The organism is Aerococcus tenax (genome assembly GCF_003286645.3).
Lineage (GTDB): Bacteria > Bacillota > Bacilli > Lactobacillales > Aerococcaceae > Aerococcus > Aerococcus tenax.
Window position 1 is genome coordinate 1,827,183 of sequence record NZ_CP127382.2, and the last position, 17,664, is coordinate 1,844,846.

Consider the following 17,664-nt stretch of genomic DNA (forward strand, 5'->3'; position numbering starts at 1 on the left):
CTACTCACTCATTTCTTTTAATATTGACTCATATTTTAATGCGGATAAATACCATTTATCTTTTTTCCTTCTAACCGTAGCGAGTTGATTTAAATTCCAAACGCATAACACAATACCAAATAAAAGTATCCCTAAAACAATCACTCTTCCCGATTCTACATTACTTAAAAAAGGGAAAAATATCTTGATATCATTCATTATTAAAATCGGTAGTGAGATGATAAGATTGACTACTATTTGGCTGATAAAATACAATTGCGTCATAGGAAATTTCACCATGCTGTCTACAGAATGATGGCTGCTTTTAATAATTTCAAACATAGCAAGTATTGAAGCAATCATTAACAAAAGAGGAATCAATAAAAATAGATTCTTAGTTAAGATCAAAGGAATCAACCAATTTAAGTTAACGAAGAAAAAGATTGGTAAAGAATAACGCGCTAGAAATAAACGCCTGTTTTTCATATTTCGGGTAGCCATTTTGTATTCACTAATCTTTTTATTCATTGCCATCACTTGCCTTCAATTAGGTTTGCAAAACGTTCATACATCCGTAAAAATTCATTTGCCATTTCTTGCAGGGTCATTGTGGTCATCAAATGATCTTGTGCATGAACTAGGATAACTTCCATTTTTACATCTTCCCCTGAAGCATATTGTTGCAAGAGTTCAGTTTGGGCATTGTGAGCCTTATTGAGATTATCGGTTGCGTCTTCTAATTTTTGTTTGGCGTCTTCAAAATTGCTGTCATACATTGCATCTAAGGCTTCATGAACCAGCGCTCGAGCATCGCCTGAATGCAAAATGATTTGAAACGCAACTTCTGTGATTTTATCCTTATCCATATAATTACCTCTTTATTACAATGACTCTTCAACGATTCCTGCTAATTTTTGTGTAGCTGTTGGAATTGGAACATAAGTTTGCGGTGGAATATTAATAATTGGTTTATCTTTCTTATCAGCCTCACCCTTCAAATTTTTGAATTGCATTTTTGCTTGTGGGCTTACCATATAAAGATCATAAGCATCTTTTTGAATCAAACTTGGCCCTTTAGAAATTGTTGTTGCCTCAACCTCAATTTCTTTGCCGTTTTCACTAAAATAATCCGTTAATTTTTTGGCAATCATCGATGATGACATACCTGCTGCACAAATAATCAAAGCCTTTTTCATAATATAAACACCTTTCTTTAATTTAATTTATTTTTTAACCACTTAATAAAGTTATCAAAATTGCTGATATGATTTTGATCAATTTCAGATGCTAATTCCCTATCTTCTAATAAAGGAAGTAACAGACGACTCAAGGAATCAATATTACCCTGGTTCATTTTACCGGGAGATAATAGAAAAACTAGCTTGATTGCTGGATGGTCATTGTCCCAATATATCCCCTTTTGACAGACTGCAACTCCTATGTGAGTCTCTTTACTGACTGCATTTATCGGATGGGGTACTGCGACCACTTTAGAAAAAGCGACACTACCAAATTTTTCTCGATAAGTTAATTGATCAATCATTTTTTCTTTCTCAAAATCTGGCTCGACCTGCTGGATTTTATCCAACAAATTTCCAACGACAGTTTCCTTGGAAATTTCTCTTTGATAATAAGTAAATAAATCACGCTTTAAATAAGTAAACAACAAGGAAGTATGGGATAAAGAGTTCCAAATGTCATCATTATTATTGAAATGACTTTTGCTTTTCTCCCTTTTAATACATTTCAAATTGTGATCAATTTTTTCTTTATCGACGTCACTTAATAAAATCGATACATTGACCACTGGAACATTAAATATAATGCCTGATAAATCGATAGCAGAAATAATAATGTCTACATCCTTTAATGAATCATTATTAATTTCAAAATAGCCTATTGTATCCTTAACGTGCATATAATTGCCATACTCATTGATCAGTCGCTGCTTTAACATTTCAGCACTACCTATCCCTGAAGCGCACACCACCAATGCATTAATCTGCAGACTTCTCTTTGAACGTTCCTTTGCCGCTAAGAAGTGTAAGGCAATGAAAGCAATCTCATCTTCAGACAAAACTAAGTGCTGCCATTTATCAATGGAATGTAGCGATTCCTTAATTTCCAAAAATAAACTTGTATCTTCATTTTTTATTTCATTGAGTAAGGGATTTTTAAAGACATGCTTTTTTTCAATACGATTTAACATTCCTTCCATATGACTCATCAAACTATTTTTTAGCACTGAATCACGATAAAAAGGAAAATCGGTTTTCTGAGAAACTCTTTCAATCAAATCTTGAATAATTTTTGCTAAAGTATCAGGGTGAGCTAACAGATCTTTGACCATCCCCTCTTGACTAGTAGTATCCCCTAAAGCAATAGAAATATACTCAATTTCAACCTTTGGCAAAGAAATATTTAATTCGTTTTCTAAACGATTGACAATGTTGGTGGCAATATTAGCCTTAAAGGGATAAGAACTGATATTTTCTTCTTCAACTGAATAGCCCATTTCTAGTCGTTTTATAGCCAAGGCAATGTGAAGGAATAGATTATAAAGAACATAATCTTGAAGTTCGGCGTTCTCTTTTTGAACCTCTTCAATAATTATGGTTATTATCTTTTCTGTCGGGATCCCCTCTAATAATGAACTATATAGAGGAAAAGCCTCTGTAAAGGCATCAATATTACTGATAAAGAAGTAATTAATAATAAACTTCCGTTTGTTTTCTTCTTTTCCGGTAATATAGATTCCTTTTTGCTGTTGATTATGTAAACAAAGTTGATAGTTCGAAAGTTTCTCTTTAATTTTTGATAAATCATTCTGCAAGGTAGACTCTGAAATAGATAATTCAGACAAGAGAGAATCAAATGCAAACTTTCTATTATTAAGCAATAAACCTTTTAATATAAAATGTTGTCGATCATTTGCTGTATTAATTTTCTTTTGAGAAATTTCCGTTTGAAAATATTGATTAAACAATCTTTTATTATTGAACTGTAAATAATAGCCTTTCCCGCGCTTGGATTTAATTTCTGCCCCATAATCTTCAAGAGACCCTTTTAAAGATTTAATGGTATTCCTAATTGTGCGATCGCTCACATTAAGAAATCCAGCTATCTCTTGGGCAGTAATATAGTCTCCAGACTGCTTCATCAGGATTCGAACAATATCTATTGATCTTTGATCTAACATACGCTTCATCTTTCATAGGTATTTCATTCAATCAACAAGTATAATATATATAAAACGCTTACAATATTAAAGCTAAACTTTTTCCGTTGAACAACGGAAAAATGATCATAAAAAAAGACCTGCTTTGTGCAGGTCCTCTCAATTTATAACTTATACAACATTGATGCTTTTTATAAGGCTAAAATCTTCACTGTCTTCATCATAGCTATATTCTAGGATACAGCAATTTGAAAAATGAGGGCGTTGATCAGTCTGCTTACGCCATTTTAAATAGAACGCATACATGGCGCCACCATGACTCACACATAGGACCTTTTCTTCTTGTCCGGCTGTGTCCATGACTTCGGTAATAGTCTCGGTCATTCGCTCAGCTACCTGGTCTACAGATTCTCCGCCGTAGTCCAAGAAATAATCTCCATAGGATTCTTCTCCTTCTTTATGCGGAGGATTCAAGTATTCTGAGGCTCCTTCATATAGCCCAAAATTCCATTCCTTTAAACCTTTTTTTCTAATATAGTTTGTTTGGGGAACAACTATCTCGGTAGTATCGCAAGCGCGCTCTTGCGTGGAAGAATAGACTGCTTGAAAATCGATACCTTCTTCTTGAAAATAGTCATAGACTTTTTGGGCTTGTTCCCTACCTAGATCAGTTAGAGGAGAATCGCAGGCTCCTTGAATTCGATTAAGTTGATTAAAAAGTGTTTGACCATGGCGCATTAGATATAATTTTTTTACCATGTCTAGCCTCCTTTGCCCTTAAAGTGACGACTTATAGATTTAAATTTTCACCTTGTGAGTCAATGACTTCTTTATACCAATAGAAAGAATCTTTTGCTTTTCTTTCTAAGCTTCCTGAGCCGTCATCATGTTTATCCACATAGATAAAGCCGTAACGTTTTCTCAATTCTCCAGTACCTGCAGAAACTAAGTCAATACATCCCCAAGTCGTATAACCCAAACATTTAACGCCATCTTCAACAATTGCTTTTTCCATTTCTTGGATATGTTGTCCGAGGTATTCAATACGGTAGTCATCATGGACAACCCCATCATCACCCACTTCATCAATAGCGCCAAAACCATTTTCAACGATAAAGAGAGGAATTCTATAACGGTCATAGAGCCAATTCATCGATACTCTTAAGCCAATGGGATCGATTTCCCAATCCCAATCTGAGCGATCGAGGTGAGGGTTTTCAACGAGGTCATGGTTTTCATTATAGTCATAATAAGTATTTTCTTCTTGGTGTTGGATAGTCGCTGATTTATAGTAAGAAAAACCAACATAGTCGACTTTACCAGCCTTGAGGATTTCTAAATCCTTCTCTGTAATGTCTAAATCAAAGTTTTTACGTTTAAAGAAAGCCTTCATATATTCTGGGTATTCTCCAAAGACATGAACATCCGAGAAATAATAGCGTTTTTGCATGGCTTTTTGTGCTTGTAAGACGTCTTCAGGTTTCGAATTTAATGGATAAATCGGTTGGAAATTCACCATACAACCGATTTCAAAATCTGGATTAATGGCATGCCCGATTTGAACTGCCTTTGCACTCGCTACTAACTCATAGTGAGCGGCTTGATGCATGATCGCCTCTCTATCTTCACCCTCTTTAATCTTGATTCCTGAGTTAGTAAATAAGGTAAAGTCTCTTTCATAGTCCGCTTGATTATTGATCTCATTAAAGGTCATCCAATATTTTACTTTGTCTTTATAACGCGCGAAACAAGCAGTAGCAAAACGAGCAAAGAGATCAATCACTTGCCGATTTCTAAAGCCACCATATTCCTCAACAATATGTAAGGGTAATTCAAAGTGTGACAGGGTAACAACGGGTTCAATATTGTGTTTCAAGCATTCATCAAAAAGGTCATCGTAGAATTGTAAACCTTCTTCATTTGGTGCGCTTTCGTCGCCATTTGGGAAAATACGGGTCCAAGCAATAGAAGTTCTAAAGCATTTAAAGCCCATTTCTGCGAATAAGGCAATGTCTTCCTTATAGTGATGATAATGGTCAATGCCATCATGGTTAGGATAATGTTTTCCTTCAACAACCCCATCAGTGATCTCACGTTCTTGCCCATGTTTAGCACCTGTCATGACATCAGCAACGCTAACACCCTTACCGCCAACGTTCCAAGCGCCTTCTAATTGGTGAGCCGCTACTGCGCCTCCCCATAAAAAATCATCAGATAATTTATACATCTCTATTCCTCCTAATTACTTTCTATATCAGATCATAATGAGCAAAAGCCTTATAAAGGCCATCCTTATCGACATCATCTGTAATATAATCGGCGACAGCCTTTGTCGACTCTCCGGCATTACCCATAGCAATTCCAGTCCCACAATATAACAACATATCATTATCTACCCGAGCGTCTCCAAAGGCATAGCTATCTTCTGAAGAAGCGCCTACAAAGCCTAATATATAAGCAATTGCATCACTCTTTTTAATATTTTTAAGCGCAATATCTCCGAATAAGGCCTCCTCATTGTGGCCACCCCAGGTATTGACTGCAAAATCAGCGAATTCTTCTTTAGCATCCAGGTAGTCCTGATAGTCTTCTAAAATAAATGAAATTTTATTAACGTCATCGCGATATAAGTTTTGATCAAATAGCATTTCTGGAAAAACGGACTCCACTGAAATATCAGACAAGTCTTTCTGCCCCTTATAAGCGCCATAACTTATCATGGTAGACTTTCCACGTTCGCGAAAATTTTCGCTGCCATAAAGTCCACTGTTGGATTCCAAATAAAATTCTAGGCCTCTATTTTTGAGCCAATCAACAATTCTTTTCTCTTGTTCTGCACTTAAACTATGATGGTAGATTTCCTTCCCAGCTATTTCCGCATAAGCGCCATTTGCTCCTATATAGCCATCAAAGCCTATCGCTAGAATATCGTCGTACATTTCTGCCTTACTTCGACCAGTCACTGGAAAAACTTTATTTCCCTTTTTTTGGCTAGCATGAATGGCTTGAACAGCCGATTCTGGCAGCTCATTCTTATAGGTTAATAAGGTTCCATCAACATCGATGAAGATATATTTGGCTTCCATCATTCTAGTTCCTTTCATAGACGATTATCTTTCACTATTAATTAAAGTTTCTCACCATTTGATTCAATGACATCTTTATACCAGTAAAATGAATCCTTAGGAGAGCGGTTTAAGCTGCCTTCGCCTTGGTCATTTTTATCCACATAAATAAAACCATAGCGCTTTTCCATTTGACCTTCACTAGCAGATACAAGGTCAATACATCCCCAAGGGGTATAGCCTAGTAGTGGAATGCCATCTTCAATCACTGCTAACTTCATTTGTTCAATATGCTGTCTTAAGTAATCAATCCGGTAATTATCATGAATGCTACCGTCAGCTTCAACCGTATCTTTAGCTCCTAGACCATTTTCGACAATGAATAGGGGCTTTTGATAGCGATCCCATAAAGTATTCATAGTAATTCTTAAACCTAACGGGTCAATCACCCAGCCCCACTCTGTGGTTTGGAGATGAGGGTTACTAATATTATCCACAGCATTACCGCTTTGTAACTCTTCTTCACTAACATCTGCCTTAGAGGTTCGTGATGAATAGTAAGAGAAGGTAATATAATCGACAGTGTTTTCTTTCAGTAACTGTTTATCTTCTTCCGTAATTTCAATATCAATATTTTCTTTATCGATATATTTCAATACCCAGCGTGGATATTCTCCTCTGGATTGAACATCAACGAAGAAGAAATTCCATTGATTATCTCTTTGCGCTTCACGAACATCTTTAGGATCGCAAGAATAGGGATAAAAGTCACCAGCAGCTAACATACACCCCATTTGCGCATTAGGATCAATTTCTTTCAGGCGTTTGGTGGCTAAAGCAGAGGCCAATAATTCATGGTGAGCCCCATTTAAAGTAATTTCATCTTTATGGCCTTTATCCTTACCATCGAAATGAATCCCCGCCCCAGTAAACGGCATATGCAATAGCATATTAATTTCATTAAAGGAAATATAATACTTAACCTTTCCTTTGAAACGGTTAAAAATGGTCACTACAAATTTTTCAAAATATTTCACCATATCACGGTTACGCCATGAACCAATAGCATCCACTAAATGTAAGGGCACATCAAAATGGGATAAGGTAACCACTGGTTCAATGTCATATTTCAATAATTCATCGATTAACTCCTCGTAAAACTTAAGTCCAGCTTCGTTAGGAGTATCTTCAATTCCTTTTGGGAATATTCTTGACCAAGCAATCGAGAAGCGATAACATTTAAAACCCATTTCTGCAAATAAGGCAACATCCTCTTTAAATCGATGGTAGTGGTCAATCGCTTGGTGTGAGGGATAGTATTCCCCCTCCGGCACGTCTTTATAAGATAGAAGGCCTCTGGCTACTTCCCAACGATACTTCCCTTGAGGAATAACGTCCACATTGGTAAGTCCTTTACCATCTTCTAAATAGGCACCTTCAAGTTGATTAGCAGCGGTAGCGCCGCCCCACAAAAAGTCATTTGGAAATGTACTCAATTTATATACCTCCAATGGTTTCAATAATATTGAATTACTAACATCTTTATCTTACTAAAAATAGCATTTAAAAAGTCGCTTTCAAATTGAATAGTTATTTCGTACACAAATGAACATTTATTTCCTCCTGTTTTTGTGTATAATAAACACAAATAATTATTTAATTTGTGCGCAAAGGGGATTGAGATGTTAATTAAAGAACGCTTGGATCAAGTCCAATTTTCACCCGCTGAACAGAATATTGTAAAATATATTCTAGAAAATCCCAGTAAAATCGAAGAAATGACTACCCAGGAAATAGCAGATATCACCCTCACTAATCCCACTAGTGTTATTCGCGTCGCCAAAAAAATGAACTTCAATGGCTGGTCATCCTTTAAAAAAGCCTACGTCAAAGAATTCACTTATCTAAACAATCAATTTGATTCCTTAGACGCTAATTTACCTTTTAAATCAGAGGATTCACCATTGGCAATTGCCGGTAGATTAGCTGCTATCGAGCAACAAACCTTATCGGATACCATGAGTCTATTAAATGAAAAGGAATTAAAAAAAGCTCAGAAATTTCTAACTAGAGCTAAAGAGATTAAGTTATTTGCTAATTTCTCCAATGCACTCATTTCACAAGATTTTGTACGAATGATGAAAAGAATCAATAAGCACACTTTGATTGCTAACGAATATGAGTCATTAGTGGAAGCTTACAATTCAGATAAGAACACATGCGCTATACTTATTTCTTATACTGGACAAAATCCGGAAATTTACAATGTTATTCCCCTATTAAAGAAAAATAAAACACCAATCATTAGTTTAACGGGAATCGGAGATAACCCAATCGCTGAAAAAAGTGACTGCAATTTGAATATCACCACTAGAGAGCGTCTATATTCAAAAATAGGTAACTTCACTTCAAATCATTCCATTATCTATCTCTTGGATCTGTTATATTCCCTGGTATTTGCTGCAAATTATGATAAGAATTTGGAACATATCGTCAAACAAGGACAAGTTACAGACCGGAGAAAGGCAAGTAGTTCAATTATGGAGGAAGATGAGTAAAAGGAAATAGAAAAATACGCAGATAGATTTTTAATGTGTAAGCGTATCAGATAGAAGAATAAAGTTTTCAAAACAAAAAACTTGATAAACCTAGCTTAAAGAGTATTTCACAGAATTCTTCGCTAGCTTATCAAGTTTTTTAGAATTAAATTTTCTATTTGACACTTACGGCATTCCATGGCTTTTTATGTATCAAAAGATGCAAATAAAGGCCCTATGGCTCTCATCAACCACAAATATTAGAGATTCTTTTAATACATAATGCCAAATCAACATTAGTTTGACTAGGAGCAAAAAGCATCAAAAGAAATAAATTTATCCTATTCCAGTAATATAAATTATAGATAAATAGCATACTAATGACTTATGTGTAGAATGTAAAATTAATGCTTACTATAAATTTTTTCTTTAACATCATATAGATTTTCAAAACTACCTTCAAGATATTCATTATCAATCTGTGATAATTGATAGGAAGTTAAAGGAATTTCGGGAACTAAAAAAGTAGATATTTTTGCTTGGGTACCTGCTAATAAACCAGCAAATGAGTCTTCTACTACTATAGATTGTTCCGCTTGCATCGAAAAATGATCTAATACCCTAAGATAAATTTCAGGATCGGGCTTTCCTTTTTTTACCTGTTCACCATAAATAGCATATGAAATGTAAGGCGTAAAGCCGAGAGTATCTATAATTTCTTCTGCACGCTTTTGTGGTGATGATGTTGCTACAGCAACAGGAATTTCAGATCCCTTTAATGACTTTAGTAGACTGATTGCTCCTGCTTTCGGCTTTACGTTTTCTGCTCTTAATTGATCATAAAAATATTCATCGCGTTTGACCATGATATCTTGAACTTCTTCTTTACTACAATTGGCTAAATCCATAAGAATCTTATTATTATGTTCGCTTGTTTGGCCAATCATAGAATTTAAAGTTTCTTGGGTAATATTTACATTATACTTTGCTAGTTCTTTACGCCAACCATCATGATAGACGTAGATAGTATCTGCTAATGTACCATCTAAATCAAAAATTACCAACTTTATATCTTGATAATTTCTCAAAACTAATTCACTTCCTTTTTTAAACTATTTTTGATAAAAATATAACAATAATCAAAAGGTGTTGACCACAATATATGTCAACACCTCATAAAGTGTATTTATATTAATCTACCCTTGACCATAGTATGCATTCTTACCATGTTTACGATAGTAATGCTTATCTAAGTAGTACTGTGGAATTGGTTCCTGAGCATTTCTTGATAATGTTTCAGTTCTTTCTGCCATTTCACATACAGTTTCAATAACCTTTCCAACTTCAACAGACTTCATCGCTGAACTTCCCCATGAAAAAGTACCGTGATTACGCACTAAGACCCCAGGAACTGCCATTGGATCAATATCACGTTCTTTAAAAGTTTCCACAATAACGTGCCCAGTATTTTCTTCATAAGCCTCTTCGACTTCTTCTTCAGTTAGATCACGTGTGCAAGGAATAGGTCCATAGAAATTATCTGCATGGGTAGTTCCGTATACAGGCACATCTCGGCCAGCTTGAGCCCAAGCTGCACCTTGAATGCTATGGGTATGGGTAATTCCGGTAATTTCTGGAAATTCTTTAAAGAGAACAACATCTGTGGGAAGGTCTGAAGAAGGTCTTAAACTATCTTCCTCAAGAACATTACCATCCAAATCAGTAACTACCATGTCTTCTGGCTTCATAGTTTCATAAGGGACTCCACTTGGTTTGATAACAATAACACCAAGCTCTCTATTTACCTCAGCAACATTCCCCCATGTTAGTGTAACTAAGCCATATTCTGGAAGTTTTAAGTTAGCCGCACAGACATCTTCCTTCATTTTTTGAATAATTTCTTTTCTAGACATTAAATCCTGCCTCCTTCATAATTGGTAGCACATAATCTTTTGCTTTTTGGATCTCTTTAGCGGGATCATCAGAAGTTTCCGACCACATTTCAATCATAAATGTTCCATGATAATCTAACTGCTTCAAGGTTTTAAAGCAGCCTAAGAAATCTACATCTCCTTCTCCAAAGGGGACTTCTTTAAATTTGCCTGGATAGTCTTCAGTAACATTTTTAGTGTCTTTCACATGCAGAGCTACAATTTCATCAATCCCTAATTCTAATTCATAGGCAACATCATTCTCAGGCCATGCACTTATATTTCCTAAATCAGGATAAACTTGTAGCCATGGTGAATGAATTTGGCTCTTAATACGATTGAACTTTGTTACTGAATTAATAAATGGATCATCCATTATTTCAATAGATAGCATAACCTGTTTCGCCGCAGCCATATGTACGGCTTTTTTTAGATTTTCCATAAAGAAAGCACGTGAAGTTAGCGTCTTTTCTTCATAATAAACATCATATCCGGCTAATTGAATGTTACGAACACCTAGGTCAACTGCTAGATCAATTGCTTTTTCCATCATTTCAAGGGCGTGTTCCCGAATTTTAGGATCGCTTGATCCAAAGGGATAACGGCGATGTCCACTTAAACAGATAGAAAAAATTCTAATTCCTGTCTCATACATAGCGTCGACTACTTCTTTACGTTCTTCTTTAGTCCAATCTAAACGAGCTAAGCGCTCATCGGACTCATCTACTGACATTTCGACAAATTGAAAACCTAATTCTTTAGCCAGTTGAAGTCGTTCCAACCAAGTAATATTTTTAGGTAAGGCTTTTTCATAAATACCTAATGTAACCACAATATACCCCTCTTTTGCTTATATATATTTAATAAATAACTACATCAAAGATAATGAATGTATCTGCTTTCCATTATCATCAAAATTTGAAGGTGACAACCATTTTAATAATCTTTTTTTATTCAATGGCCACTCACTATCCAACATTGAAAACCAAGCTGTGTCACGGTTTCTACCTTTATAGATTTTTTCTTGCCTAAAAGTTCCTTCATATTTAAAACCTAAACGCTCAGCTGCATGCCAGGAAGCTTGATTTAAACTATCACATCTCCAGACATAACGTCGATATTTCAAATTTTCGAACACATATTGAGCCAATAAATACTGTGCTTCAGTTGCTTGAATGGTTTTCTGAAGATCTTTACTATAAAAAACATGACCCACTTCTATTGCAAAATTTTTTGAATCTATCGCTTGAAGAGCAAGACTCCCATTGACTTTTTTACTAACTTTATCAACTATCACTAGATAATAAGGATCTTTAGATTCTGCCATTTTTCTTAACCGGTCTTTATATGTTGATAGGTTTTGGGGTGGCAACTTACTTTGATAAGTCCATAATTCTAAAGGAGAAGATGGCCCCAATAAAGACTCCAAAGCTTCCACATGTTTAGAATAATTAAGCTTTTCAATATGACAAGTATCGCCATGGAGACAAACAATATTTGGCAATCTTTCAATCATTTGCTCTTCAATTTCATCGCCAATTGTTTGATTAAATCGATTTAATCTCATAATTTCCCCCGATGCAGAATATAGGAAAAGTTCAGTGTAAATTATTAAAAACACTGAACTTTTCTAAAGGTATTATCTATCCCCAAATTTCTTTGATTTTATTTTGGAAATCGGTAGCTGCTTGAGCAGGATCCTCAGCTTGTGTAATTCCACGTCCAGCAATAAAGCAGTACACATCTACTCCCTTAAAGAGGTCTAAAATATCTACATTTAATCCTCCTGTCACAGATACCTTAAAGCCCATCTCAGTAAGTTTTTTCACTTTATTAAGATCTTTCTCTCCCCAAGTCTCACCTGCTAGTAAGGCATCACGGCTTTGATGATAAATCGCTTGATCGATACCAGCATCTAGCCATTGTTGAGCTTGTTCATAGGTCCAATCACCATAAAGTTCAACTTGAACTGATTCGATTTCTTTAGCAGCTGCTTCCATCGTTGGAATAGTTGCTGAACAAATACAGGTCATAAAGTTAGCTCCTGCTGATTTAAAGTTAGCAGCTACTGTGCCTCCAGCATCTGCACATTTAGGATCAGCTACAATTAATTTATCTGGATATAGTGCGCGGAAACAGCGAACAGCTTCGCTACCTTCTTGTAATAACAAAATGGTACCTGCCTCGATGATATCTACAATATCGCCAACAGCTTTAATATCAGCTAGAGCACTAGGTAAATCATTGTGATCACAAGCAATTTGTAATTTAGGTAAGGACATTTTTATCTTCTTCCCTTTCTTTTATAACATTTAATGCAAGTCAGTTTATTCAGGTTTAAGATCGCTTTCTTCAATTCTTTGTTTTACTTCTTTAGCTGACATAACATTTTGAACACCAATAACTGTTACACCTGATTTAGCTGCTTGATCAAACATATTGACAAAGTTTAAAGGAGTAAAGACTACATCATAATTCTTAGCTGTTGATTTCCCTTCTGCAATTGAAGTATGGTTAATTGCAGTCACTTTAAAGCCTAATTCTTCTAAAGCTTTTTGAGCACTTTTTTGTAGCATTAAACTTGTCCCTGATCCGTTTGCACATGATACTAATACACGCATGTAAAATCCTCCTCTATTTCTTACCTATATTTCAATTAATTTTTCTCAAATTTTTCTTTATATTGTTCGTAGTCTTCAACTTCCATGAAGTAGCCTTCTGGATTCTTACGATACTGTAATTGTGGAATTGCAAACAAGATTGCAATAACAACAGCAATACCTGCATAACCTAGGAATTTCATAATAATAGTAAATCCTGGCCATACGGTAGCCCAGTCTAGCATTCCGAGGTATCCACCATAGGTAGACAAACCAATCCAACTTGCAAACAGAGCTGATCCAACAACTTGCACAATACCAGAGATAAATGGCAAGACAATAGCTGCTTTATAACCACCACGATTGTTAGCAAAAACTCCAATAGCTGCATTATCAAAGAACATTGGAATAAATCCGGCAATAACAATAGTAGGTGATTTAAAAATTATCAATAGAGCGATCATTAAGAATTGACCGATAGCACCTGATAAGAATCCGACTGTCGAAGCGTTTGGCGAACCAAATGCAAAGGTTGCTGCAATATCAATACCTGGTACTGCACCCGGTAAAATTGTATTAGAGATACCTTGGAAGGATTCGGTTAACTCTCCAACGAAAGTACGAACACCTAATTGTAAAATTGCTAAATATACCGCAAAGTAAAGACAGCTTTGAACAATGTAGAAGAAGAAGTTTTGTTCTGCTTTTAATGCACCTAATTCTACTAGATAAGGTTTCCCTAAGACTGTTAAAATAATTCCAAAGAAGAAAAGCATTAAGATTGATGTTGACACCATATTTTCATTAAAGATGGACAACCAACCTGGAAGTTCAATATCTTCCATTCTTTTTACTTCTTTACCGTCTTTAGGCTTGAATTTTTCAGCTAATTTAGCAAAGAAAGTCAAACCAAACATTTGTTGGTGAGCAACAGCAAATCCCCCACCGTCAGTTAAGTCTTGGCAAATACCAATAGTCAAGTTTGAACCAACTGCCCAATATAAACCAAGGATAATAGACATAATAATCAATACCCACCAACGGTCCATCATTGGATAACAGAAAAGCATAATCCAGAATGCTGTAGAAGCTTGTTGAACTTGTACGTTACCTGTAGTGAATAATGCACGCAATTTAGTTATTTTATTAAATCGAACTAAAACAATATTAACAATAAAGGCAATTAATAATAGTAGCATTACATCGCCAAAGGTACGCCCGAATACTTCTTCAACACCTGCTGTAACAGCATTTTGACCAAAATAAGGGTCAATAACCATCGCATCTAAATTGAAGCGGTCCTTTAACCCAACTAAGATAGGTCTAAAGTTACTAATCAACCCACTAGAACCTACAGTTAAGATTAAATAACCACATGTAGCTTTTAAAAACCCGGCTAAACAATCATACCAAGGACGCTTTAAAAGAATGTAACCGATTAAAACAATAAACCCAATCATAAAGGCAGGCTGAGTTAATATATTTTGAGCAAAGAATGTCCATATAGCTAAAAGCCAATTTCCTAAAGTCTCCACTGTTTTCTCCCCTCTCTAGAAGTTACTAAAGCAATTTTTTATAATCTTCAATACTATTCGTTGCTTTGAGCTTTTCAACAATATCTTCGTCCATTAACAACTCCATTAAATTTTGAATGTTTTGCAAATGTTCATCGGGATCTTTAGCTGCTAAAGTAAAGAATAATTCAGCATAATGATCTTCTCCAGTTTTTTCATCATGAAATGTTACTGGTTCCTTATATTTTGTAAAGCTTATTCCTGTACCTAGAACTCCAGGATTTTCTGCTTGTGCGTGTGGCATGGCAATACCAGGAACAATTACAATGTAGGGGCCATTATCCTTCACAGATTGGACAATGGCATCTACATAATCATTTGTAATTAAATTCTTTTCAATTAACTTGTCACAACTCACACGAACAGCTTCTTCCCAATCCTTGGGTTGATCTTCGGGATAATTTATTAATCCCTTTTCATAAAAATATTTAAGCATGTTCGCACGCAACTTTCTTATTTAGTTTTATAGATTATAGGAATGAGTCATAAGGAAGATCATTTTCATAGTCAAATGCATCATGGAAACCACGGTCATACATATATTCAAAGTGATCAGTATCACCAGGATAGTCATAACGCCCACCCACTTGCCATACGAATGGTTTAAATTGGTAATTCATTCTATCTTTACGATATTTCCATAAGTAAAGAATTTCTTTAGGATCAGCCATAAAGTTAGACCAAATATCATAATGGACAGGAATAATAACATTTGTTTGCAAAGCTTCTCCAACTTTTAAAACGTCTGAGGAAGTTAATTTATCAGTGATACCAATTGGGTTTTCACCATAAGCAACACAAGCAATATCGATATCATGTTCCTTACCATGTTTTACATACATATTGGAATAGTGGGAGTCTCCTGCATGGTATACTGAGCCTCCATTAGTCTTAACTAAATAGTTTAGGGCTAATTCATCCATATCACGAACTGGTTTACCCTTTAATGATTCTTCTGGATCATCGACTGTCAAAAGCATAGTACGGTCAAATGATTCCAAACCAACAACTTCAACATCTTTTACTTTTACTGATTCATTAGGATGTAAGACATGAATACGATCTTCCGGAACACCCCATGAAACCCATTTATCCGCTACGTCTTGAGGTCCAACAAAAGTTGCGTTCGGACAATTCTTTGTCACAACTGCAGCAGTAGTTTGATCTAAGTGATCAGAGTGGGAGTGAGTTACACATAAAACATCAATGTCTTTTACTTCAAATGGGTCAATAACAAATGGTTGGTTACGACGGTTAGGTTGTAAATTACGAACACCTGACATGCGCATCATTTGGTGCCCTTTTTTCATTTGCCCAGAACCAATTGTTTGTTTACCTGTTTGATTCCACATATCAATGACAACATTAGTGCCTTGATCTGATTTAATCCAGATACCCATATTACCTAACCACCACATGGAAAGGGTGTTTTCTGGAACTTCAGCAGCGGCGATTTCTTCATTTAGCCAAGTTCCCCATTCAGGAAATGTATTTTTAAGCCACATTTCCTTAGTAATCTCATTAATATTTTTTGCAAAGTTTGCCATAACAACTTCCTCCTATTAACTTTAATTCCTTTATTTACAAGCTTATTATACGATTAATTATAAGCGCTTACAAGGATATATACGATCGTTTGAACTTATTTATGTTCGATAACTAGTTTTTTGAGTATATATTATTAATATAAGGCCTTTATATGTTTTTGTGGTAACATATAAAGTGAAAATAAAGTTATTAAATATGAAAGGAGCGCTAAAAATGAAGAACTCAATTGAAAATATAAACAAACGTCATAAAAAAATAGAGGAAATATTAAAAAATTCTTCTAATCACAGTATTCAAGTAAATGATTTAGCAATAGAATGCAATGTTTCCGCAATGACTATTAGAAGAGATCTTACTAAATTAGAGAAAATGGGAATTGTAAAAAGATACCATGGATATGTTTCGCTTAATACCAATTATCAATTTAGTGAAGAAAATTCTACTAACTCAAATATTGAAAAAATAAAAATTTCAATCGGTGACATGGCATCTAAATTTGTAAAAAAAGGAGATACTGTATTTATTAACACCTCTTCAACAGCACTTTATAGTTTAGATTCGTTGTCCGACAAAACAATTACTATAGTAACTAATAATCTACGTATTCACGAACAAATACATAAAGAGGCAATTAACCACGGATCTAGCGCTATCTTAACAGGTGGCGAATTACGTTTACCTAAAGAAGCACTAACAGGTCAAATTGCTGAAGAAGCTGTTTCTAAAGTAATAGCAAACATCGCTATTATGGGCTGTTCAGGATTTAGCATAAAAAACGGAATAACAACCAGTAATGCGAATGAATCTAAGATCAACCGGTTAATGATTGAAAAAACAAACGGATTAGTTATTTTAGTAGCAGATTATAGAAAAATTAATAATGATTCTAATTTCTTTGTATGCGAATCTAACAAAATAGATATCTTAATAACTGATGAATTTTGTGATAATAAAACAATCCGTGAAATAGAGGATGCAGGCATACAAGTCATTGTAGTCACAGTCGATCCTAATATATCAAAGAAGGAAATCGATTATCACATTGGTTAATTAGGTACAGATAATTCGTTACTTTTTTCAATTATTAATTTTATTCTTGCAGTAAGTAATTTGACACACAGAAAAAAAAGATTATGATCAAATCAAACATATTGATGATCAAATACCCTAAAAAGATCATATAGCTCTATTGTAAGCGCTTTCTAGAATATGTAAAATATTATTGGATAATTAAATAAAAATTTATTCAATT

At 34.9% G+C, this 17,664-nt stretch carries 19 protein-coding genes; 2 read left to right on the plus strand and 17 right to left on the minus strand.

All coding sequences use genetic code 11. The features are described from left to right. From DBT50_RS08525 to DBT50_RS08560, 8 genes are all read right to left on the minus strand, one after another. Window positions 1-513 (minus strand): hypothetical protein, encoded by a 513-nt coding sequence (locus tag DBT50_RS08525; RefSeq protein ID WP_111852002.1) that lies wholly within the window; start codon window positions 511-513, stop codon window positions 1-3. Further along, complete coding sequence (locus DBT50_RS08530) at window positions 513-845, minus strand: PTS cellobiose transporter subunit IIA (RefSeq protein WP_111852001.1); 333 nt, start codon at window positions 843-845, stop codon at window positions 513-515. Before DBT50_RS08530 ends, DBT50_RS08525 begins: the two co-directional genes overlap by 1 nt. A 15-nt stretch (window positions 846-860) precedes the next feature. Then, entirely contained in the window at window positions 861-1,178 is a 318-nt protein-coding gene (locus DBT50_RS08535) for a PTS cellobiose transporter subunit IIB (RefSeq protein WP_198434784.1), read from the minus strand. A 14-nt stretch (window positions 1,179-1,192) separates the two neighbouring features. Further along, the gene (locus DBT50_RS08540) at window positions 1,193-3,178 is read right to left on the minus strand and encodes a BglG family transcription antiterminator (protein WP_181566084.1); all 1,986 of its coding nucleotides are present in this window, start codon (window positions 3,176-3,178) and stop codon (window positions 1,193-1,195) included. A gap of 150 nt (window positions 3,179-3,328) precedes the next feature. Then, on the minus strand, window positions 3,329-3,916 hold the full coding sequence (locus DBT50_RS08545; protein ID WP_111851998.1) for a histidine phosphatase family protein: 588 nt from the start codon (window positions 3,914-3,916) through the stop codon (window positions 3,329-3,331). Between the two features lie 31 nt (window positions 3,917-3,947). Further along, the gene (locus DBT50_RS08550) at window positions 3,948-5,384 is read right to left on the minus strand and encodes a 6-phospho-beta-glucosidase (protein WP_111851997.1); all 1,437 of its coding nucleotides are present in this window, start codon (window positions 5,382-5,384) and stop codon (window positions 3,948-3,950) included. Between the two features lie 22 nt (window positions 5,385-5,406). Further along, window positions 5,407-6,243: a Cof-type HAD-IIB family hydrolase gene (locus DBT50_RS08555; protein WP_181566083.1), complete on the minus strand. Its 837-nt coding sequence runs from the start codon at window positions 6,241-6,243 to the stop codon at window positions 5,407-5,409. 41 nt (window positions 6,244-6,284) lie between these two features. Continuing rightward, window positions 6,285-7,718 carry a 6-phospho-beta-glucosidase gene (locus DBT50_RS08560; RefSeq protein WP_111851995.1) on the minus strand — a complete coding sequence of 478 codons (1,434 nt, stop codon included), beginning with the start codon at window positions 7,716-7,718 and terminating at the stop codon, window positions 6,285-6,287. A gap of 186 nt (window positions 7,719-7,904) precedes the next feature. Here DBT50_RS08560 and DBT50_RS08565 point away from each other — a divergent pair, with 186 nt between their 5' ends. Continuing rightward, on the plus strand, window positions 7,905-8,780 hold the full coding sequence (locus DBT50_RS08565) for a MurR/RpiR family transcriptional regulator (RefSeq protein ID WP_111851994.1): 876 nt from the start codon (window positions 7,905-7,907) through the stop codon (window positions 8,778-8,780). A 383-nt stretch (window positions 8,781-9,163) separates the two neighbouring features. On the opposite strand, the gene DBT50_RS08570 is transcribed toward DBT50_RS08565, so the two are convergent. From DBT50_RS08570 to ulaG, 9 genes are all read right to left on the minus strand, one after another. Beyond that, the gene (locus DBT50_RS08570; RefSeq protein ID WP_111851993.1) at window positions 9,164-9,847 is read right to left on the minus strand and encodes an HAD family hydrolase; all 684 of its coding nucleotides are present in this window, start codon (window positions 9,845-9,847) and stop codon (window positions 9,164-9,166) included. 108 nt (window positions 9,848-9,955) lie between these two features. After that, a complete protein-coding gene (gene araD / locus DBT50_RS08575; RefSeq protein ID WP_111851992.1) occupies window positions 9,956-10,672 on the minus strand; it encodes an L-ribulose-5-phosphate 4-epimerase AraD in 717 nt (238 codons plus the stop codon). Continuing rightward, a complete protein-coding gene (locus tag DBT50_RS08580) occupies window positions 10,665-11,522 on the minus strand; it encodes an L-ribulose-5-phosphate 3-epimerase (protein WP_111851991.1) in 858 nt (285 codons plus the stop codon). Before DBT50_RS08580 ends, araD begins: the two co-directional genes overlap by 8 nt. 39 nt (window positions 11,523-11,561) lie before the next feature. Continuing rightward, the gene (locus DBT50_RS08585) at window positions 11,562-12,257 is read right to left on the minus strand and encodes a GNAT family N-acetyltransferase (protein WP_111851990.1); all 696 of its coding nucleotides are present in this window, start codon (window positions 12,255-12,257) and stop codon (window positions 11,562-11,564) included. Window positions 12,258-12,333: 76 nt separating this feature from the next. Further along, window positions 12,334-12,972 carry a 3-keto-L-gulonate-6-phosphate decarboxylase UlaD gene (locus tag DBT50_RS08590; RefSeq protein ID WP_111851989.1) on the minus strand — a complete coding sequence of 213 codons (639 nt, stop codon included), beginning with the start codon at window positions 12,970-12,972 and terminating at the stop codon, window positions 12,334-12,336. A 45-nt stretch (window positions 12,973-13,017) separates the two neighbouring features. Then, window positions 13,018-13,311 (minus strand): PTS sugar transporter subunit IIB, encoded by a 294-nt coding sequence (locus DBT50_RS08595; protein ID WP_070598345.1) that lies wholly within the window; start codon window positions 13,309-13,311, stop codon window positions 13,018-13,020. A gap of 35 nt (window positions 13,312-13,346) precedes the next feature. After that, window positions 13,347-14,825 (minus strand): PTS ascorbate transporter subunit IIC, encoded by a 1,479-nt coding sequence (locus tag DBT50_RS08600; RefSeq protein ID WP_111851988.1) that lies wholly within the window; start codon window positions 14,823-14,825, stop codon window positions 13,347-13,349. Window positions 14,826-14,850: 25 nt separating this feature from the next. Next, complete coding sequence (locus tag DBT50_RS08605) at window positions 14,851-15,300, minus strand: PTS sugar transporter subunit IIA (RefSeq protein WP_111851987.1); 450 nt, start codon at window positions 15,298-15,300, stop codon at window positions 14,851-14,853. Between the two features lie 34 nt (window positions 15,301-15,334). Then, window positions 15,335-16,411 carry an L-ascorbate 6-phosphate lactonase gene (gene ulaG, locus DBT50_RS08610; protein ID WP_111851986.1) on the minus strand — a complete coding sequence of 359 codons (1,077 nt, stop codon included), beginning with the start codon at window positions 16,409-16,411 and terminating at the stop codon, window positions 15,335-15,337. Window positions 16,412-16,625: 214 nt separating this feature from the next. Between ulaG and DBT50_RS08615 the strand changes: the two genes are divergently transcribed. Then, complete coding sequence (locus DBT50_RS08615; protein ID WP_111851985.1) at window positions 16,626-17,462, plus strand: DeoR/GlpR family DNA-binding transcription regulator; 837 nt, start codon at window positions 16,626-16,628, stop codon at window positions 17,460-17,462. Window positions 17,463-17,664: the final 202 nt, after the last annotated feature.